Origin of the sequence: Brevundimonas intermedia (assembly GCF_027922165.1) — a bacterium.
Classification (GTDB): Bacteria; Pseudomonadota; Alphaproteobacteria; order Caulobacterales; family Caulobacteraceae; genus Brevundimonas; species Brevundimonas intermedia.
The window spans coordinates 227,916-246,807 of record NZ_BSFD01000006.1; the positions used below are offsets into that span (position 1 = coordinate 227,916).

Here is an 18,892-nt window from a genome sequence, read left to right on the forward strand (position 1 = left end):
GACGGCGATGGGGACAGCGAGAGAATGAAAAAAGGCCCGGAGATCGCTCTCCGGGCCTTCTTCGTTTCAGCCTGTGGCCCGCCCTACTGGGCGGCGGGAGCCGCCGAGCGGACCTCGACCGGCAGGCCCAGGGCGTCGAGTTGCGGCTTGACCACCGCGGCGTCGCCGACGACGACCCAGACGAAGCGGGACGGGTCGAGGGCGGTTCTGACCGCCGCATCCATCTGCGCCGCCGTCAGGGCGTTGGTGCGGGCGGCGACCGTCTCAGGATAGTCGTCCGGACGGCCCAGCATGTCATTGGTCCGCATGGCGCCCAGAACCGCGGCCGAGGTCTCGTAGCTGCCGGCCAGACGGCGGGTGTTGCCGTTGACGGTGCGCTCCAGCTCGGCCGGGGTCACGCCCTTGCCGCCCTTCAGGAAGTCGTTGAACTGAAGGTTCAGCGCGGCGATGGCCGGCCCGGTCTGGTCGGCCTGGACCGGGGCGGTGACCAGATAGGGGACGCGACCGGCGAAGCCGGCGGCCGAGGCGTTGACCCCGTAGGACCAGCCCTTGGTTTCGCGCAGGTCCGAGTTGATGCGCGACAGGAAGTCGTTGCCCAGCACATTGTTGGCCGCATTGAACACCAGCAGGTCGTCCGTGCCCTGCGCCGCCAGAACCTCGCCGCCCAGGATGTAGGACTGGGGCGACTGCGGCCGGTCGATCAGCACGATCTTGGACGTGGTGGCGGGGATCGAGCCGGAGAAGTCCTTCACCCCCTTGGCGACGGCCGGGGCGGTCCAGCGGCCGAACTCGGCCTCCAGAACGGGGGTGATGTCCGACAGGGGCTTGTCCGAGACCACGAAGATCTTGGCGTTGTCGGGCCGGATCCACTCGGCGTAGTCGGCGCGGATGTCCGCCTCGGTGATCGCCTTGACGCTGGCTTCGTCGCCGTTGCCGCTGAAGGGACGCCCATAGGGGCTGGACGCGCCGTAGATCAGTTCCGGCAGGGCGCGGCTGGCCAGGGCGGCCGGCTGGGTCCGTTCGGCGGCGATGCGCGACAGGCGGGTGGCGCGCAGACGCTCCAGCTCGGACGCGGCGAAGGCCGGATTCTTGACCACATCGGCCAGCAGGGCCACCGACGGCTTCAGGTTCGGCGTCACGGCGGACAACTGCACCACCGAACGGTCCATGGTGGCGCCGGTCGAGATGCTGGCCCCCAGGGTTTCCTGGGCCTCGGCCAGCTGGGTCGCATTCAGGGTGCGGGTGCCCTCGTCCATCAGGTCCAGCATCAGGCTTTGCAGACCCAGTTTCGACGCATCGTCCGCCGCCAGGCCGGCGTTGAAGTCGATGGCGATCTTGGTCGCCGGCACCGCGTCACGCTGGGCGTAGACCACCTCGACGCCGTTCGACAGCCGGGTGCGCTGGACCGCCGGGAAGTCGACGTTGGCGACAGCGGCGATCTCGGGCTTGGGCATGCGGGCCACGCGCTCGATCGGCGGGGCGGGGGTGTGGTTGGCCCCCGACGGCGCCTCGGCCGCCTCTTCATAGGCTTCACGTTCGCCCGGCAGGGTCGTCAGGGTGTAGGCCGGGCGGGTCAGCCACTTCTGCATCGCCGCCTGGACCTGGGCCGGCGTGACCGCCGCATAGGCCTGGAGCTCCTTCTTGTAGTGTTCCGGGTCGCCGGCGTAGAGCTGGCCTTCGGCGAGGGCGACGGCCTTGCCGCCGAAGCCGCCGACCTGTTCCAGCCCCTGCACGGTGCGCGAGACATACTGGGTCTTGACCCGTTCCACCTCGGCCGCGGTCGGGCCGTCAGCGATCAGGCCGTTCAGAATTTCGCGGGTGCGGGCCTCGACGGCGGCCGGATCCTGGCCCGGCTTCACGTCGACGGTGATCTCGAACATGCCGACGCGATGATAGGCGCCGTTCGAGGCGCTGACCGATACGGCGCTCTGCTCGCCGCGCACCAGGGCGTTGTCCAGGCGGGAGCTGGCCAGGCCGCCCAGCACCGAGGCGCCGACGCTGAGGGGCACGGCGTCCGCATCCAGCAGGCCGGGCACGGCCCAGCTGATCTGGATCCGGGCGTTGGAAACGCGGTCTTTGGTGGTCTCGGCGATCGGCGCGGCGAGGGTCGGGACGGCGGCCTGGGCCGGGGTGTTGACCGGACCGCGCGGGATGGGGCCGAAATATTTCTGGGTCAGTTCACGCGCCTTGGCGGGCGTGATGTCGCCGGCCAGGACCAGCACCGAGTTGTTGGGACCATAGTTGGAGCGGAACCAGTCGCGCACCGTCTCCATCGACGCCGCGTCCAGGTCGGCCATCGAACCGATGGTCGAGTGGCGATAGGGGTGGCCCTCGGGGAACAGGGCTTCGAGCTGTTTGTACTCATTCAGGCCATAGGGCTGGTTGTCGCCCTGGCGCTTCTCGTTCTGGACGACGCCGCGCTGCAGATCGAGAGTCTCCTGGGTGATCGCGCCGAGCATATAGCCCATGCGGTCGCTTTCCATAAACAGGGCCTGTTCCAGCGCCGGGGTCGGAACGGTCTCGAAATAGTTGGTGCGGTCGAACCAGGTGGTCCCGTTCATGTCCGTCGCGCCCATGTTGCGCATCGGGGTGAAATAGCTGCCCGGCGCATTCTCGGACCCGCCGAACATCAGGTGTTCGAACAGGTGGGCGAAGCCGGTCTTGCCGGCCGGTTCGTCCTTGGAGCCGACATTGTACCAGACCGACACGGCCACGACCGGGGCCTTGTGGTCCTCGTGCACCAGCACGGTCAGGCCGTTGTCGAGGGTGAACTTGGTGTAGGGAATATCGACTTCAGCGACCAGTTCGGACACCGGCGCGGCCTGGACCGCAGGCGCAGAGGCCTGCGCCGGTGCGGCGGGCGCCGAGGCCCAGACCGGAGTGGTGACCGCCAGAAGGGCGGCCGCAGCGACGAGAGAACCTGTGCGACGCATGGAATGACATCCTTGGATTACAGTTGAACCGGACCATAACGACGGTCTGTGCGCTGGCAACGCGACCCGTTGAACATGAACAAAGCTTCATGTTCGCGCGCCCGAGGCCCGGAAAAGGTTGCATCACCGGACCCCCGGTCTTATGCGCGCGTCAACTCCCCGATCCCTGCTGCTGAGTTTACCGAAAGAGCCGCCATGTCCGCCCCCGCCGACAAGCCCGTGAAGAAAGTCGTCCTCGCCTATTCGGGCGGGCTGGACACCTCGATCATCCTGAAGTGGCTGCAGACCGAATATAACGCCGAGGTCGTGACCTTCACCGCCGACCTGGGCCAGGGCGAAGAATTGGGCCCGGCGCGCGAGAAGGCGCTGAAGCTGGGCATCAAGCCCGAGAACATCTTCATCGACGACCTGCGCGAAGAGTTCGTGCGCGACTTCGTCTTCCCGATGTTCCGCGCCAATGCGCAATACGAGGGCGACTATCTGCTGGGCACCTCCATCGCCCGTCCGCTGATCTCCAAGCGCCAGATCGAGATCGCCCGCCAGGTCGGCGCCGACGCCGTCTGTCACGGCGCGACCGGCAAGGGCAACGACCAGGTCCGCTTCGAACTGGGCTATTACGCCCTTGAGCCGGACATCCGCGTCATCGCTCCCTGGCGCGAGTGGGAGTTCCGCAGTCGCGAGGCCCTGCTGGACTTCGCCGAGAAGAACCAGATCCCGATCGCCAAGGACAAGCGCGGCGAGGCGCCCTTCTCGGTCGACGCCAACCTTCTGCACTCCTCGTCCGAGGGCAAGGTGCTGGAAGACCCGGCGGTCGAGGCGCCTGAGTTCGTCCACCAACGCACCATCTCGCCCGAGGACGCGCCGGACGTGGCCACGGTCATCGAGATCGGTTTCGAGAAGGGCGACGCCGTCTCGATCAACGGCGAGGCCATGAGCCCCGCCACGATCCTGACCGCCCTGAACCAGTACGGCCACGACAACGGCATCGGCCGTCTGGACCTGGTCGAGAACCGTTTCGTCGGCATGAAGTCGCGCGGCGTCTACGAGACCCCCGGCGGGACCATCCTGATCGCGGCGCACCGCGGCATCGAGAGCATCACCCTGGACGGGGGCTCCATGCACCTGAAGGACCAGCTGATGCCGAAATACGCCGAGCTGATCTACAACGGCTTCTGGTTCTCGCCCGAGCGCGAGATGCTTCAGGCCGCCATCGACAAGAGCCAGGAAAACGTCTCCGGGACGGTCAAGGTCAAGCTGTACAAGGGCAATGTCTCGGTCATCGGCCGCGAGAGCCCCAACAGCCTGTACGACCAGGATCTGGTGACCTTTGAGGAAGGCGTCCAGGCCTATGACCACAAGGACGCCGCCGGCTTCATCAAGCTGAACGCCTTGCGCCTGCGCGTCCTGGCCAAGCGCGACGCCCGCAAGGCCTAGCGCCAGACCGCCCGAGGGACGCCGATGACCGTCAAGGACCGCCTCAGGATCCACGAGACCCGGCTTCTCTCGGACAACTGGTATGTGCTGAAGACCACCCGTTTCGACTGGAAACGGCGCGACGGCGTCTGGCAGACCCAGAACCGCGAACATTACGACCGGGGCAATGGGGCGGTGCTGCTGCCCTATAATCCGGCGGCGCGAACCGTGCTGCTGGTGCGGCAGTTCCGGCTGCCGGCCTATCTGAACGGCTATGACGACCTGCTGATCGAGGCGGCGGCCGGCCTTCTGGACGACGCCGAGCCCGAGGTGCGGATCCGCGCCGAGGTCGAGGAGGAGCTGGGCTATCGCCTGGGCGCGGTGCGCAAGGTGTTCGAGGCCTTCATGAGCCCCGGCTCCGTCACCGAAATCCTGCACTTCTTCGTCGCCGAGTACGACCCGTCGATGAGGATCGGCGACGGCGGCGGCCATCCGGACGAGGGCGAGGATATCGAGGTGCTGGAGCCCACGCTGGACGAAGCCCTGGCCATGATCGCCGACGGCCGCATCCGCGACGCCAAGACCATCATGCTGTTGCAGCATCTGGCTCTGACGCTGCGGACCTAGGCGCGCCGTTCCGGCCTAGTCGGCGATCTCTGACCGCGCGATCCTCAGGATCGCCCGGTTCCGGTCGTCCGTCACCCAGATCGACCCGTCGGCGGCGACCGCCAGGACTACGGGCGCGCCGCGCGGCTGACGGCCCGCCGTCGTATCCCAACCCGGCGTCAGCACCTTGCCGCGCACGCTGGGCGCGCCGGCCGGATAGGGCAGCGAGCCACGCGGATAGATGGCGTAGCGTCCGCCCCGGTCCGTCAGGGGTCGGCCTTGCCCGTCCGTCTCGGCCGCCACGATGCGACCGCCCGCGCGACGAAAACCGTGCCAGCTCATCAGCAGCCGGCCGCGCAGTTCCGGGAACATGCTCCCTTCATAATAGACAAGGTCCAGCGGCGCGGCGTGCGGCGGCAAGAGGGCGACCGGCGGGTCGCGTCGGTCGCAGCGGGCCCGGGCCGCGCTCCAGCCCGGCAGGGGCGTCGTCAGATCCACGCAATAGGGCCAGCCGTAATGGCCGCCCTGACGCAGGACGTTGATCTCGTCATAGGGATGGTCGGGCGTGGTCAGATCGACCGAGTTCTCGCCTTGCAGGATCGTCCCCGACCGATGCCGCACCAGGGCGATGGAGTTGCGCAGGCCAGAGGCGAAGACCGTGCTGTCCTCGGCCCATCGGCCGTCGCCCAGATAGGCGTGACGCCGCACCTGGGCCGTTTCGGCGCTGTCGGCGCATCCGCCTGAGCCGTCGGTGCGCGGCCGACCCCGAACGTCCAGACACCGGTCGCTAGGCGCCCCCACATTGACCAGCAGGGCGCCGTCGCCGTCGAAGACGAAACTGGACAGGGGATGGCGGTTGTCGTGCAGCCGGTTGTCCGGAAGGTCGCCGATCACGGTCCGCACCGTCGCCGCCGGATCGGCCGCCTCGGGGTCCAGGGTCAGGATGCGGTTCATCTCGGACAGATAGATTCTTCCGTCCGGTCCCCGCGCCACCGTGTGGGGCATGGAAAGCCCCTGGGCCAATCGGCGCCAACGGGCGGCTCCGTCGGCATCGAACGACAACCGCCAGACCGCGCCGCGCCCGGTCTCCCAGCCGCCCAGGTCGGTGACCAGCCAGTCGCCGCCGGACAGGGGCAGCAGGCCGCGCGGCATGCGCGGTCCGTCGGCGCCCGATCCCTGCCAGACCAGACCCAGACAGTAGCCGAGCGCCATCCGCACCGTGGTCGCGGGCCGACCGCCGCAGTCGCCGTCCACGGCATAGGCGGGCGCGGCCGGCTTCGCGCTGGCCGGCAAGCCCAGCGGGCCCATCAGTGTGAGGACAGCCAGCGAAATTAGGGATCGAAGCGGAAGGCGCATCCGTCCTTGGTAAGGCCCGGCCGGGCGGATGGCGAGGGGCGCGACAGGCTTACGGCGCGAACAGAATCCACAACCCCGTGCCCGCAAAGCCCACAGCGGCGGCGAGTCGGATCCAGTTCAGCGGCAGTTTCTTCGCCGCCGTCTCGCCCAGCAGAACCGCAGGGCCGTTGACCAGCATCATGCCCAGGGTCGATCCGGCCACGACCAGGGGCAGGTTCTCGAACCGGGCGGCCAGCATGGCGGTGGCGACCTGGGTCTTGTCGCCCATCTCGATCAGGAAGAAGGCCGAGGCGGTGGTCCAGAAGATGGCCCAGAAGCCGCGCTGAACCTCGCCCTTCTGTTCGTCCAGGGTGTCGGGGATCAGCGCCCAGGCGGCGAAGCCCAGGAAGGCCACGCCGACGATCCAGCGCATCCAGTCGCCGGTGATGAAATGGGCCAGAACCGTGCCGGCCAGGGCCGCAAAGGCGTGGTTCAGCAGGGTGGCGGCGAGAATGCCCAGGATGATGGGCGTCGGCCGTCGCCAGGTCGCCGCCATGACGATGGACAGCAACATGGTCTTGTCCCCGATCTCCGCGATGGAGACCAGGCCGGTCGAGATCAGAAAGGCTTCCAAAAAGGAACCTGTGTGCGCGGGAGCCTCGGCGGACGGACCTGTGGCGTTCGCAGCCGGGCCCCGCGTGGACATCCCTGCGAAAGCCGCCGGTCTTGCCGTGATCCCGACCCAAAAGGCCTGGACCGTTCCCGCGCCATCCTCTCCGGGAGAGGAAGTATGTTGACGCGAGCCCCGCTGATGTTTGCGGGCGGCTACTCCCCGATGACGAGGCGGGGTTTAGGCCGCGACGCCGGAAATGAAAAGTCGATAACGACTCGCAAAGAGTGGGGTCAGATCAGTCCCTGCCGTCCCGCCTCCGCCGTCAGGTCGTCGCGGAACTGGGGCGCGGCCAGGGCGATCAGGGCGCGCGCCCGCTCGCGGGTCGATTTGCCTTTCAGGTTGGTCCAGCCGTGTTCGGTGACGACGATATGGACGTCGTTGCGGGGCGTGGTGACCGGGCCGTCCAGCCGGGCGACGATGCGCGAACAGGTCCCCTTGGCCGCTGTCGCATGACAGGCGATGATCGACTTGCCGCCGTCCGAGCCATAGGCGCCGCGCACGAAGTCCAGCTGACCGCCGGACGCCGTGAACTGGCGGCCGTTCAGGAACTCCGAACAGCAGGCGCCGCTCAGATCGATCTGAAGCGTGGCGTTGACCGAGACCATCTTGGCGTTGCGCGCGATCACGGCCGGATCGTTCACATAGGAGACCGGACGGGCCTCCAGGCCGCGATTGCCGTCCAGGAAGTCATAGGTGTTCTGGTCGCCCATCGAGAAGGCGAAGACCCCGACGCCGGGGTGCAGGGTCTTGCGGGCGTGATTGGCCACCCCGGCCTGCATCAGTTCGACCAGGCCCGGCGTCAGCATCTCGGTATGGACCCCCAGGTCGCGGTGGTCCTTCAGGGCGTCGCAGACGGCGTTGGGCAGGGCGCCGATCCCCATCTGCAGCGTCGCTCCGTCCTCGACCAGGTCGGCGATGATCCGGCCGATGGCGAGGTCGGCCGGCTGGGGCTCGGCCCTGGGCACGACCAGCAGGGGGGCGGCGTGTTCCACGATCCCGGCGACCTTCGACACATGGACGGTGCAGTCGCCGAATACGCGCGGCATGTGCGGATTGACCTCGACCACGATGGTCCGGGCCGTTTCCGACACCGGCTTGGCGTAGTCGGTGTTGGTCCCGAACGAAAAGAAGCCGTCGGCGTCCATCGGCGAGACGGTGCAGACCAGGGCGTCCACCCCGACTTCGTCGCACAGCAGGCGCGGCGACTGCTGGAAGCCGGTCGGGATGAACTGGACCGGATTGGGCCGCCCCTCCTCGAAGGCGCGCTGCTCCAGCCGGCGTTCGACGGCGCTGTGGAACAGGCTCCACGGCCGGATCCGGTCCATCAGCTCGTAGCGCAGCACGGTGTCGCCGGCGATGGCGGTGGAGAGGAGATAATAGAGGTTCACATCCTCGACCTCGCCCCGCTCGGCCCGTTCGGCCAGGGCCTTCAGCAGGGCCGGGGGTTGGGACACGCCCAGGCCCATGGCGACCTTGGCGCCCGACCGGATCAGGGCGGCGGCCTGGTCCGGCGTCTTCAGCCGTTCGGCATAGAGGGCGGCGTGGTCCATGGCGTCTCTCCCGTCTGCGCGCCGCCCTGTTCAGATCGAGGCGGCGTCTTAGGGCAGACTATCCTGCGTCCGAGCTGAGGACGGGTCTAGACTTTCGTCGGAACGGTCATGGTTTCGGGCTCGATCGGAGACGGCTCGTCCTGCAGGGGCGCCTGATGACGCTTCTGCCAGCGCGCGACCCCATAGGCGACCAGCCACAGGACCATGGCCCAGGCCGAACCCACGGCCCAGCCGGCGAAAACGTCGGTCGCCCAGTGCGCGCCCAGATAGATGCGGGTCAGCCCGACCAGCAGGGCCATCACAATGCCGACGCCCAGGACGAAGATTTTGAACCTCTGACGCGGAAAGGCCCGCGTCAGCATGACGGCGACGCTGAGATAGAAGACGGTCGCCAGCAGGGCGTGGCCGGAGGGGAAGCTGGCGTTGATCGTCTCGACCGCCTGCATGACTTGGGGCGGGCGCTCGCGCTCGAACACCGCCTTCAGGCCCTCGCTCAGCATCACCCCGCCCGCCAGGCCCAGGGCCAGCAGCAGGGACGACAGCCATTTCCGCTGGCTCAGCAGGAAGACGATGACGATCAGGGCGAACAGGCCCAGCACCGATATGCCGCCCAGGGAGGTGAGGTCGGCCGCCGCCTCCTTCAGCCACCACGGGCCCCAGGGACGGCCGGGATCGTCGGCATAGGGGCGCAGCAGGGCCAGCACCTGATGATCGAAGGCCTGGCCGTCGGCCTCGGTCATGTCGTCGGCGATCTCGATGAAGGTCATGACGCCCAGCGCCGCGACGAGCAGCGCCGTCAGGGCGGCGAACTCGGTGCGCGCGACCGTCAGGGCGCGTATCAAAAAGGGACGGAAATCGGAAACAGCCATGGGGCGTCGAAACGGCCAAGCTCGCGCGAGGTTCCGATCACGCGTTCGTGATCTCGCAACTGCGAAGGCGTCTGACGGGTTTGCTGGCTTGCGCGCTGGATTTTCCCCAGGCGTGGACGACTTGTCCGACCGATTCGCCGACAAAGCGAGCGTCAAGACGTTGACGGGTTATTAGGCATGTGCGCCCTATATGTGGGCTCGGGGAGCGTTGAAGCCACTAGATGATGTGGTTGCGGCGCAGGTGGCTCTAGGCTGTTTATTGTTCAGGACGCAGATGACCATGGCTGGCGGCGAGGCTTTGAAGACGACGGAATTCCAAGGTGTTGTGACGAATACGACCCCTGAGAAGCCGCATCTGACTGTCGTGAAATCGGTCCAGGTGGATCGTTCGCGCGACGCCCTCCTGACCGACTTCGGCAAGAAGACCCTGGAAGACCGCTACCTGCTGGCGGGCGAGAGCTATCAGGACATGTTCGCCCGCGTCTCGACCGCCTTCTCGGACGACGCCGAGCACGCCCAGCGCCTGTACGACTATATGAGCCGCCTGTGGTTCATGCCGGCGACCCCGGTCCTGTCGAACGGCGGAGCCGATCGCGGCCTGCCGATCTCCTGCTTCCTGAACGCCGTCGGCGACAGCCTGGACGGCATCCAGAGCGTCTGGAACGAGAATGTGGCCCTGGCCTCGAACGGCGGCGGCATCGGCACCTACTGGGGCGGCGTCCGTTCCATCGGCGAGAAGGTCAAGGGCGCGGGCAAGACCTCGGGCATCATCCCCTTCATCCGCGTGATGGACAGCCTGACCCTGGCGATCAGCCAGGGCTCGCTGCGCCGCGGCTCGGCCGCCGTCTATCTGGACATCCACCATCCCGAGATCGAGGAGTTCCTCGAGATCCGCAAACCCTCGGGCGACTTCAATCGCAAGTCGCTGAACCTGCACCACGGCGTCAACGTCACCGACGAATTCATGGAGGCGGTGAAGGCCGGCGCCACCTTCGACCTGAAGTCGCCCAAGGACGGCGCGGTCATCAAGACCGTCGACGCCCGCTCGCTGTGGACCAAGCTGCTCGACATCCGGATGCAGACCGGCGAGCCCTATATGATCTTCTCCGACACGGTGAACCGCCAGATGGCGCCGCACCAGCGCGAGCTGGGCCTGAAGGTCAAACAGTCGAACCTGTGCGCTGAAATCATGCTGCACACTGGCCGCGATCACCTGGGCGTGGACCGGACCGCCGTCTGCTGCCTGTCGTCGGTCAATGCCGAGACCTTCCTGGAATGGCGCGAAGAGCCCAAGTTCATCGAAGACATCATGCGCTTCCTGGACAACGTCCTGGAGGACTTCATCCGCCGCGCGCCGTCGGAAATGAAGGCCGCCGTCTATTCGGCCAAGCGCGAGCGTTCGGTCGGCCTGGGCCTGATGGGCTTCCACTCCTTCCTGCAAGGCCAGGGCGTCGCCTTCGAAAGCGCCATGGCCAAGTCGTGGAACATGCGCCTGTTCAAGCACCTGCGTCGCGAGGCCGACAAGGCCAGCCGCGTTCTGGCCGAAGAGAAGGGCCCCTGCCTGGACGCCGAGGAACGCGGCGTCATGGAACGGTTCAGCCACAAGCTGGCCATCGCCCCGACCGCCTCGATCTCGATCATCTGCGGCGGCACCTCGGCCGGCATCGAGCCGATTCCGGCCAATATCTACACCCACAAGACCCTGTCGGGCTCGTTCGCGGTCAAGAACCCCTATCTGGAGCGCCTGCTCGACGAGAAGGGGATCAACACCGAGGCGGTCTGGAACTCGATCCTCGAGCACGAAGGCTCGGTTCAGCATCTGGACGCCCTGAACGAGGACGAGAAGGGCATCTACAAGACCGCCTTCGAACTGGACCAGCGCTGGGTGGTGGAACTGGCCGCCGACCGCGCGCCGGAAATCTGCCAGGCCCAGTCGCTGAACCTGTTCATCCCCGGCGACGTCAACAAATGGGACCTGCACATGCTGCACTGGTCCGCCTGGGAGCGCGGCGTGAAGTCGCTGTATTATCTGCGCTCCAAGTCGGTGCAGCGCGCCGCCTTCGCCGGCGCCGAGGACAAGGCCGAGGCGGTCATCGACCCGAACCAGCCCGACCTCTTCTCCATGCCCAAGACCGACTACGACGAGTGCCTGGCCTGCCAGTAGGCGGTTAGACCCAGAGACCCAAAAGGGCTCCGCGACGCGGGGCCCTTTTTCACGTCTGGAACCCCCGCGTGGCGCCGTCGTTTCAAAAGAGACGAAACAGTGTCGTGAAAATGTCTGTTGGAGTCTGGTTGCAGCTGGTGCAAGCTGGAGAACAGCGGACGGTGGGGAGACCGAATGCGCGTTGCGGTGTGGAGCGTTGGAGTAGGGATCGTCCTGGCGGCTGCCGGCGTCGCCGAAGTGCGCGCACAGGCCATGGTCCCCGGCGCCTTCGACGACACCCCCGAAACGGCGCTTACAACGACCGCTCGCCTCAATGAACCGGGCGGCTTCCGTGTCGCCTCTGATGCACGGTTCGGGTCCGAGCTTGAACTCGTCGCCCCATTGCGTCCCGCCGAGACAGACGGGCTGGCCGCCACTAGCCGCAACGACATCTGGATCGACCGCAAGGCCTTCACCGACCGGGTCACGCTGGAAACCGCCGGGCGGCTGCGTCGCGCCGACGGCTCGCCCCTGCCGGTCACCCCGATCGACCGGGCCGAGCTGGACGCGGAGGCCTATGATTTCCGCTATGTTCGCGGCTTCCGCGGCGCTGTGGGACACACCGCCTCGGGCCTGGAAGTCAGCCTGACCCCCCACGCCGGTTTCGGTCTGGGCAGCGACGGCGGATCGGCCGAGGCCGGCGCCACCCTGAAGATCGGCGAAGGCCTGGATCGCCTCGCCCCCGACGGCGGCGCCCGCTTCGGCGAACGCCCCCGGTGGTACCTTTACGCCGCCGGTTCCGGCCGGGCGGTCGGCTATAATTTCGCCCGCACCCGCGACGGCGACTACGCCCGTTCCGGCTATACCCAGGATCGCGGCGGATTCCTCGGCGACGCCTCGGTCGGCGTGGCCTATCGCCGGGGCGACGTCCAGACCTCCGTCGGCTTGGTCTATCGCGAGATCGACGCCGGCAAGGGGCTGCGTGGCATGAACGGCCTGGACACCGATGTGGACGAGGGCATGATCGCCTTCCAGCTGTCGATCAAGCCGCGCCGCTGAGCCGCGCCGTCGGGGTTCAGAGCCTCAGCGAACCTCCGACACCGCCACGCCCTCTCGCCTCGGATCCGCACCGCCGTCCCACCGGCCGTTACGCCACATCGCTCCCTGTATGCCCGAGGTCTCAGTCGTATTCGGCGCCACGCGGATCCCCGCCGCGGCCAAGGCGTCACGGATGTCCGGCGCGATCAGGGCGGTGTCCGCGCCGACCATGTCGCCGCGCACCACCAGATTGGGCAGGTTGATCGCCGCCTGCACCGGCAGGTCCCAGTCGATGATCCCGACCAGGGCCTTGGCCACATAGGCCAGGATGCTGGACCCGCCCGGCGAGCCTATGGCCCCGACCAGACGGCCGTCACGATCCAGGATCAGCACCGGCGTCATCGACGACCGGGGCCGCTTGCCCGCCGCCACCGCATTGGCCGCCGGATGGCCGTCCTCCATCGGCGTGAAGGAGAAGTCGGTCAGCTGGTTGTTCAGGAAGAAGCCCCCGGCCATCCGGCCGTTGCCGAAGATGCTCTCGACCGTGGTCGTCATGCTGACCGCGTTCCCCTCGGCGTCGACGATAACCATGTGCGAGGTGCCGCCCGGCTCGGCCGTGCGATCCTCGCCGCGCGGGGGCGAGCCCGTGGGGGCGCCGGGCGCTGCGGGACCGTTCAGGCTGGGAACCAGGGCGGCGCGCGCGGCGACATAGTCAGGGTCCAGCAGCCCCGCGATCGGCACGCCGACGAAGTCCGCATCCCCGACATAGCGGTCGCGGTCGGCGTACATCAGCCGCTGCAACCGGCCGAAGGCGACCCAGGCCGCCGGGCTGTCGGCGCCCTTCTGCAGATCCGGCGTCTGTTCGGCCATCTCCAGAAACTGCAACAGGGCCACGCCGCTGGACGGCGGCGGGGGCGTGCAGACGACATAGATCCGATAGGGGCGGCACAGGGCGTCGCGGCGCAAGGGGCGATAGGCGGCGATGTCCGCCTCGGTCAGGCCGCCGGGGCGCGGCCCTTCCGCCACTGTCCGCGCGATCTCCTGACCGATGCGGCCGCCATAGAACAGGCCTGGCCCTTCCTCGGCCAGGGCCGCCGTCGTCCGGGCGTAGGCGGGGTTCTTCAGTATATCGCCGGCCTGATACCGCTCGCCGTCCGGCCGGGTGAAATAGGCCTGCGCCCACCGGCTGCGCGTCTGGGGCGCGGTGCCGTTGATCATGCCGGCCAGGCGCGGGCTGACCTCGAAACCGTCCCGCGCCAGACGCTCGGCCTCGCCGAACAGATCGCGCCACGCCAGCTTTCCGTGATCCTTTTGCGCCATGGCCAGCATGGCCACCGCGCCGGGCGCGCCCGTCGAACGCCCCGACAACAGGGCGTCGACGAAGCTCAGCGGCTTGCCGTTCTCGTAGAACAGCTCGGGCGTGGCCGAGGCCGGCGCCGTCTCGCGCCCGTCATAGGCCGTCACCCGCCCGGTGGCCGCCTCATAGCTCATCAGGAAGGCCCCGCCGCCCAGGCCCGACGACTGCGGCTCCACGAGGCCCAGAACCGCCTGCACGGCCACCGCCGCATCCACCGCCGACCCGCCTTGCCGCAGCACCTTCAGTCCCGCCTCGACCGCCAGCGGATTGGCCGCCGCCACGAAGGGACCGCGTGCAGGCGTTTCAGCCTGGGTTCGGGCCTGGGTCCGGACCTGAACCGGCGCGCCCGGCTCGGCCCTGTTTTCTATGGGCCGCCCGCCGGTCTGACACCCGGCGACCAGGACAGGAATAAGCAAGGCGACGAGGCGACGGCTGAACAGAGACATGGGCGTGGTCCGGACGAGGGAGGGCGTCGCCTCCCGACCTAGGCCGTCCCGGACCCCACGCCAACCGCCCGTCGCGCATAAACTGCATTCCGCCGCTTGCGCCCGCCGATTTCTACCGCTAAAGACCCGCCCTCGCCGCAAGGCAGCCGCACCCGTAGCTCAGCTGGATAGAGCACCAGACTACGAATCTGGGGGTCGGGCGTTCGAATCGCTCCGGGTGCGCCATCCTTTTCTCATTGAAATCATTATATTTTCATCCATAGGGTGAGCGATCATTCACGCGTTTCGGCGTGGCGGTTTGCTGCCGGTTTGCAGAAATGGGTTGCCGAGGCGTTCTCGAACTGGGCGATGGCCTGGTTCGCCAAGTGACGCGTCCTGGACATGTAGACTTCGAGGATCCGGGTCGCGGTCGCCAGCGAGTGCTGGGTGATGGACACGATCTGGGGGATGCTGCACCCGGCTTCGGCCAGCATGGTGATCGCCGTGCCGCGCAGGTCGTGGAAGTGCAGCGGCGAACTCTCCATCCCCGCCGCCTTCATCGCCTGGCGCCACTGGCTCCCGAAATGGCGCTTGGTAAAAGGGCGGCCCGTCGTCGTCGTCAGGATCACCGCCTGGGTGCGCTCCATCCCGTCCAGCATGGTCCGCAGGGACTGGGTGCAGGGGATGGCGACCGGGCGCGCCTTGAGGCCGCCGCGTCCGTTCTTGCCGATGCTGAGCGTCAGGCTCTCGCCGTCGTAGTTGGTCCAGCACAGTTTCAGGATGTCACCCTGCCGGAGGCCGGTGTGGAGCGCCAGGATCAGGGCGCGTTGCATCTCCAGCGGCGCGTTCGCCATGAAGGTCTCGATGTCGGCGGCCTGCCAGATCACATCCGCCCGGTCCGAGCGGTAAAGGCGTGTGAAGCCCTTGATGTAGTTCATGTCGATCTGGCCGTTCTGCACGGCCCAGCTCAACATCGCGGACGTGACCGACAGGCGCTAGTCCGCCTCACGCAGACCCGACTCCTCGGCGACCCGGTTGCGCCATTCCATGAAGGGCGCGCGGACGCGGGGATTGTTCAGCGCCGCGACCGGCATGTCGCCGAACTCTTCCTCGATCGCCCAGAGCTTGCGCTTGTATTCCCGTTGGGTGGTCACCGCGAGCTGGGTGCGAAACTCCGGCGACCGCATGTAGTCGCGCACCAGACCGGCGGTGAAGCCGCGCGTATTGCCGTCGCGGATCTGCTGTTCGGCCCGCGCATAGGATGCGAGGAATTCCGGCGTCCCCGGCTCGCCCTCCAGCTTGGCGCCGGTGGCGCGGAAATAATGATAGCGGGCGACGCTGCCATCGCTGAGCCGCTTCTTGACGGTGTTGACGCCCTTAAGCCAGGAGGAGTTAGCCGACCGAGCGGGCCTGCACCGGAATTACATCGGCGGGATTGAGCGCGGGGAACGCAACGTCGGGATCAAGGCGGTGTTTGCGTTGGCTGTCGGGTTGGCGTGCGCTCCATCGGAGCTCTTTACAGAGCCAGCCTATGAATCCCGATGACGGCGCTGCGGCGCAATTTCATCGACTGCCTCCATTCGGAGGCCAAGCATCTATTGAAGTATGATTCGGGCTTCGGACATAACGATCAAAGTCCTTGCGCTTGTGTCGCGCAGCCATTCTAGATCAGCGTGTAACTTGCTGGCCGAGTAAGCCCTTGTCCGATAAAAGGCTTTATCTCTGAGACCGCGGGACTGTTGAGGTCATCTGGCTTTGGTAGCCCTTCTCCGCTCTGCCGTTTCGGCGACGCGCTGGCTAGTTCATCGAGCCCTATTCGGGGCGGCGCCCTCCGGCGGTTGGAATCGAGTCTTGGCTAGTCCAGGATGACCACTCGTTCTCGGGCTTGAAATAGGTGCGAGGAGCAGTGAATCATTCGGTTCTTGGTGATTGCCAAACCTCATCCAAAGCTAATCAGCCAGGTGTTTGCCGCCGTCTTCATGGCGAGGGCTCGCGAATAGGGTGTGTCCGTTGTCAGGATCCCGCCTGCAGCCCGAACAACGGAGTTCGCGTTCGCTGAAAAGGTGAGTCTTGCCTCTGCCATCAGGTAAAATTCGACCTGATCGCCGGGCGCATAACCGGGTTCGGTTTGATCGTCTGGTAGGGTGATCGTGCAACTGGCTACGATCTGGACGTGCTGGTGAAGGTATATTGCCGGTAAAGTGAAGCTGGATCCGCGCTGCACGATCGGTTTTGAAGTCTCAAGAAGTCGCGCGATCCATCCTGAAAACTGCGCAGCGTCACTTCGGACCAAGCTGATCACAGCCCCTTGAGGAACGGACCATCGGTCGCGGTTGCCTGGGAGCAGCAGATTGCCTCCTGATGCAAGGCTCATTCCTCCCGTTCCGGCAACTGCAAGGCGAACTTCACTGTTAGGCCAAAGGTCGCTCACCAAGTTTCGGAGGGGCCCGGCCCCGGTCACTAGCGCAAGGCGAGCGCCTTGGAGTGCGATGGATCCGTTGGTGATGCTGACTGTCCGCGTTACGGGGTCGGTCCAGCTTGGCTGAAATCCCTCAACGCCCTGCACGGGAAGCGGAGGTGTAGCGACGAGCAGTTCTCCCCCGCCATCCACCCAAAGGCGAGATGCGCCGCCGCCTTTCAGTGTCCCTCCGTCCAGGACTACGCGACAGTTGGGACCGCCTCTTATCAGAAAGCCGTCAGGATTGACGCTGACGCCGATACCGCCCTTCACCTCGATTTTGGCGATCGTCAGATCAAGCTGGTTCGAGATGTTGTAGCCGCTGACGTCAAAAGCCTTGGTCAGATGCTCAAGATAGGGGTTGTGAACTTCAACCGTCTCACCGGCAAAGGCCAAGATGCCATACTCTGCCCCCTGTATAGAGGGATGCATGAAACGTAGGCCCTGCGGCGATTTGTTGGAGGTGGCTGTCGATGCCCGACTTAGCGGCTCCACATCGATCTGAATGCAAACGCCCTTTCTGTCCGTTCCTGAATATCTCTGTAAAAGAGGCGCATAGAACGTCTGCTGATTGACCTGGCCTGTGATCATCAGATTGACGCCGTCCGACGCCGCCGTGCGCGCCACCGTCATTCGAGCGTATTCGTTGAATTGGACCGGCTCTACACTGTTGCTGAACGGTGCGGTGGTCGTCCCCCTCAACCAGAGGCCGTTGTGGCAATTGTCGATCGTGACGTCGTTCCAACTATTCAGCCAGTCTCCCCCGGTCGCCGCGGCCCCTTTGTCCGCGTTCCGATAGACTACAAAGCCGCCGGGATTAATGGCCGATCCGTCAAGCCAGATGTTGTTGAAATTGACACCCACGGAGGGCCCCTCAGGATACTCGACCATTCCGAAAGGGGCATTGAGTACGACGGTTGTGGCGTTGGCGCTTTCACCGTCCCACGGTCGATGCAGCTTCAGCATGTTCTGTGCATGATCCACCACAACGTATTGGCGTGAGGAGTTCTGCCGGCGAATGATCATGCCGACATGGCTGGCGGCCGCACTCGCGACGGACACTTGGTCCGAGCCGCGTGTCAGAGTTGCTGACGAGAGCGTCGTCTCGCCTGGAGCGCTCACCGCAAGCCATTTCAGGCCATGTCGCCGCGAAAGACCCCGCAGCGAAACGCCGGAGCGCATCTTGACCGATTTCACGGAATAAAGTCGGTCGAAGACGACTTCGCCGTCGCCTGAATCTCGTCCGGCGAATTCTATTGCAGCTTGGACCGCTTCTGTGTCGTCTCGCCCGTTGCCCAATCCTCCGACTTGCGACGGCATGATGCTGCGTCCAACTATTTCAAACCATCGCCCATTGGCGCTCCGAGAACGGAACGGGGCGGCGTTCGAATTGGAGGTTGCCGCCATCAGGGAGGGGCCCAGACCCGCCGAAGAAAAACCGCATGTTTGAACGATGTCCACGCCAGACGGAACGTCGATCTTTGAAAAATTGATGAGAAGGCCGACCTGAAAAGGTGTTGGTGTTGTAGCGGCGACCTGTGCAGATGCCGTTGCAGGTAAGGCTGCCACCCCAGCTGAAAGTAGTGTTCGGCGAACCATGCCGGAAAGGGCACCAGTTCCACCATTCTGGACAGTCATGTGAGCACTCTCTCTACTGCTAAGTTTTACTGTTTGGCTTAGATTCCGATTTACGGGACGCATCAGTACACAGGTCAAAAGCTTCATCCAGCGGCTAAATTTTATTTTATAAACACGATCTAGTTATATTGTGCCTTCTGATTGGTAAAAATTGGCCAATTTAGCTCCTAACGAGGGGCATAATTCTATATTCACATCTATATGTGTAGTATTATGTCTTTTTTATCTTGCGGAGGATCTGCTTTGGCGTCTAGCTGACGGCTTGCCTTGGTTCGCTTGTGCGGCGCACAATAAATGTGGTGTGTGACTGCGGTTCAATGTTATTTGAGCTTGGCGTTGTCGCAGGACGTAGGGGGAATAATGAACGTCGAGACTGATAAGGCGGCCGGACCCGTTGTCCTTCTCCGCCCGCGCCGTTTCGGCGATGCGCGCGGCTGGTTCATGGAGACCTATT

At 65.8% G+C, this 18,892-nt stretch carries 14 protein-coding genes, 1 tRNA gene and 1 riboswitch; of the genes, 6 read left to right on the plus strand and 9 right to left on the minus strand.

The features are described 5' to 3' along the window. Positions 1-83: 83 nt before the first annotated feature. Entirely contained in the window at positions 84-2,933 is a 2,850-nt protein-coding gene (locus PKE72_RS11340; protein ID WP_271165478.1) for a M16 family metallopeptidase, read from the minus strand. Between the two features lie 195 nt (positions 2,934-3,128). Between PKE72_RS11340 and PKE72_RS11345 the strand changes: the two genes are divergently transcribed. Then, positions 3,129-4,367, plus strand: a complete 1,239-nt coding sequence (locus tag PKE72_RS11345) for an argininosuccinate synthase (RefSeq protein ID WP_271165479.1) — start codon at positions 3,129-3,131, stop codon at positions 4,365-4,367. 24 nt (positions 4,368-4,391) lie between these two features. Next, the gene (locus PKE72_RS11350; protein ID WP_271165480.1) at positions 4,392-4,973 is read left to right on the plus strand and encodes an NUDIX hydrolase; all 582 of its coding nucleotides are present in this window, start codon (positions 4,392-4,394) and stop codon (positions 4,971-4,973) included. Positions 4,974-4,988: 15 nt separating this feature from the next. Here PKE72_RS11350 and PKE72_RS11355 read toward each other — a convergent pair whose 3' ends face one another. The 4 genes from PKE72_RS11355 to PKE72_RS11370 all read right to left on the minus strand — a co-directional run bounded on the left by PKE72_RS11355 (position 4,989) and on the right by PKE72_RS11370 (position 9,379). Continuing rightward, entirely contained in the window at positions 4,989-6,308 is a 1,320-nt protein-coding gene (locus PKE72_RS11355; RefSeq protein ID WP_271165481.1) for a PQQ-dependent sugar dehydrogenase, read from the minus strand. A gap of 49 nt (positions 6,309-6,357) precedes the next feature. Continuing rightward, complete coding sequence (locus PKE72_RS11360; protein WP_271165482.1) at positions 6,358-6,921, minus strand: TMEM165/GDT1 family protein; 564 nt, start codon at positions 6,919-6,921, stop codon at positions 6,358-6,360. A 70-nt stretch (positions 6,922-6,991) separates the two neighbouring features. After that, a riboswitch (yybP-ykoY riboswitch) is annotated at positions 6,992-7,134 on the minus strand. Positions 7,135-7,190: 56 nt separating this feature from the next. Beyond that, the gene (locus PKE72_RS11365; RefSeq protein WP_271165483.1) at positions 7,191-8,510 is read right to left on the minus strand and encodes an acetyl-CoA hydrolase/transferase family protein; all 1,320 of its coding nucleotides are present in this window, start codon (positions 8,508-8,510) and stop codon (positions 7,191-7,193) included. Positions 8,511-8,596: 86 nt separating this feature from the next. Beyond that, positions 8,597-9,379: a phosphatase PAP2 family protein gene (locus tag PKE72_RS11370; RefSeq protein WP_271165484.1), complete on the minus strand. Its 783-nt coding sequence runs from the start codon at positions 9,377-9,379 to the stop codon at positions 8,597-8,599. Positions 9,380-9,653: 274 nt separating this feature from the next. Between PKE72_RS11370 and PKE72_RS11375 the strand changes: the two genes are divergently transcribed. Next, positions 9,654-11,543, plus strand: a complete 1,890-nt coding sequence (locus PKE72_RS11375; protein ID WP_271165485.1) for a ribonucleoside-diphosphate reductase subunit alpha — start codon at positions 9,654-9,656, stop codon at positions 11,541-11,543. A 174-nt stretch (positions 11,544-11,717) separates the two neighbouring features. Continuing rightward, positions 11,718-12,581 (plus strand): lipid A-modifier LpxR family protein, encoded by an 864-nt coding sequence (locus PKE72_RS11380; RefSeq protein WP_271165486.1) that lies wholly within the window; start codon positions 11,718-11,720, stop codon positions 12,579-12,581. Positions 12,582-12,605: 24 nt separating this feature from the next. Here the strand turns inward: PKE72_RS11380 and PKE72_RS11385 are convergent, their stop codons facing one another. After that, complete coding sequence (locus tag PKE72_RS11385; RefSeq protein ID WP_271165487.1) at positions 12,606-14,363, minus strand: gamma-glutamyltransferase family protein; 1,758 nt, start codon at positions 14,361-14,363, stop codon at positions 12,606-12,608. Positions 14,364-14,511: 148 nt separating this feature from the next. Here PKE72_RS11385 and PKE72_RS11390 point away from each other — a divergent pair. Further along, positions 14,512-14,588 (plus strand) — tRNA-Arg (locus tag PKE72_RS11390). A gap of 47 nt (positions 14,589-14,635) precedes the next feature. On the opposite strand, the gene PKE72_RS11395 is transcribed toward PKE72_RS11390, so the two are convergent. Both PKE72_RS11395 and PKE72_RS11400 read right to left on the minus strand, forming a co-directional pair. Beyond that, entirely contained in the window at positions 14,636-15,316 is a 681-nt protein-coding gene (locus PKE72_RS11395; protein ID WP_271165488.1) for a tyrosine-type recombinase/integrase, read from the minus strand. Between the two features lie 21 nt (positions 15,317-15,337). Further along, positions 15,338-15,541 carry a hypothetical protein gene (locus PKE72_RS11400; RefSeq protein ID WP_271165489.1) on the minus strand — a complete coding sequence of 68 codons (204 nt, stop codon included), beginning with the start codon at positions 15,539-15,541 and terminating at the stop codon, positions 15,338-15,340. Between the two features lie 166 nt (positions 15,542-15,707). On the opposite strand from PKE72_RS11400, the gene PKE72_RS11405 reads away from it, so the two are divergent. After that, the gene (locus PKE72_RS11405) at positions 15,708-15,887 is read left to right on the plus strand and encodes a helix-turn-helix domain-containing protein (protein WP_271165500.1); all 180 of its coding nucleotides are present in this window, start codon (positions 15,708-15,710) and stop codon (positions 15,885-15,887) included. A gap of 394 nt (positions 15,888-16,281) precedes the next feature. On the opposite strand, the gene PKE72_RS11410 is transcribed toward PKE72_RS11405, so the two are convergent. Further along, positions 16,282-18,438: a hypothetical protein gene (locus PKE72_RS11410; RefSeq protein ID WP_271165490.1), complete on the minus strand. Its 2,157-nt coding sequence runs from the start codon at positions 18,436-18,438 to the stop codon at positions 16,282-16,284. Positions 18,439-18,892 lie beyond the last annotated feature (454 nt).

Bases quoted from the DNA above. Each gene is read 5' to 3' on its own strand.
- PKE72_RS11385 (WP_271165487.1), bottom strand. From the start codon at position 14,363: ATGTCTCTGTTCAGCCGTCGCCTCGTCGCCTTGCTTATTCCTGTCCTG.
- PKE72_RS11395 (WP_271165488.1), bottom strand. From the start codon at position 15,316: ATGTTGAGCTGGGCCGTGCAGAACGGCCAGATCGACATGAACTACATC.
- PKE72_RS11410 (WP_271165490.1), bottom strand. From the start codon at position 18,438: ATGACTGTCCAGAATGGTGGAACTGGTGCCCTTTCCGGCATGGTTCGC.
- PKE72_RS11365 (WP_271165483.1), bottom strand. From the start codon at position 8,510: ATGGACCACGCCGCCCTCTATGCCGAACGGCTGAAGACGCCGGACCAG.
- PKE72_RS11340 (WP_271165478.1), bottom strand. From the start codon at position 2,933: ATGCGTCGCACAGGTTCTCTCGTCGCTGCGGCCGCCCTTCTGGCGGTC.
- PKE72_RS11380 (WP_271165486.1), top strand. From the start codon at position 11,718: ATGCGCGTTGCGGTGTGGAGCGTTGGAGTAGGGATCGTCCTGGCGGCT.
- PKE72_RS11375 (WP_271165485.1), top strand. From the start codon at position 9,654: ATGACCATGGCTGGCGGCGAGGCTTTGAAGACGACGGAATTCCAAGGT.
- PKE72_RS11350 (WP_271165480.1), top strand. From the start codon at position 4,392: ATGACCGTCAAGGACCGCCTCAGGATCCACGAGACCCGGCTTCTCTCG.
- PKE72_RS11345 (WP_271165479.1), top strand. From the start codon at position 3,129: ATGTCCGCCCCCGCCGACAAGCCCGTGAAGAAAGTCGTCCTCGCCTAT.
- PKE72_RS11370 (WP_271165484.1), bottom strand. From the start codon at position 9,379: ATGGCTGTTTCCGATTTCCGTCCCTTTTTGATACGCGCCCTGACGGTC.
- PKE72_RS11355 (WP_271165481.1), bottom strand. From the start codon at position 6,308: ATGCGCCTTCCGCTTCGATCCCTAATTTCGCTGGCTGTCCTCACACTG.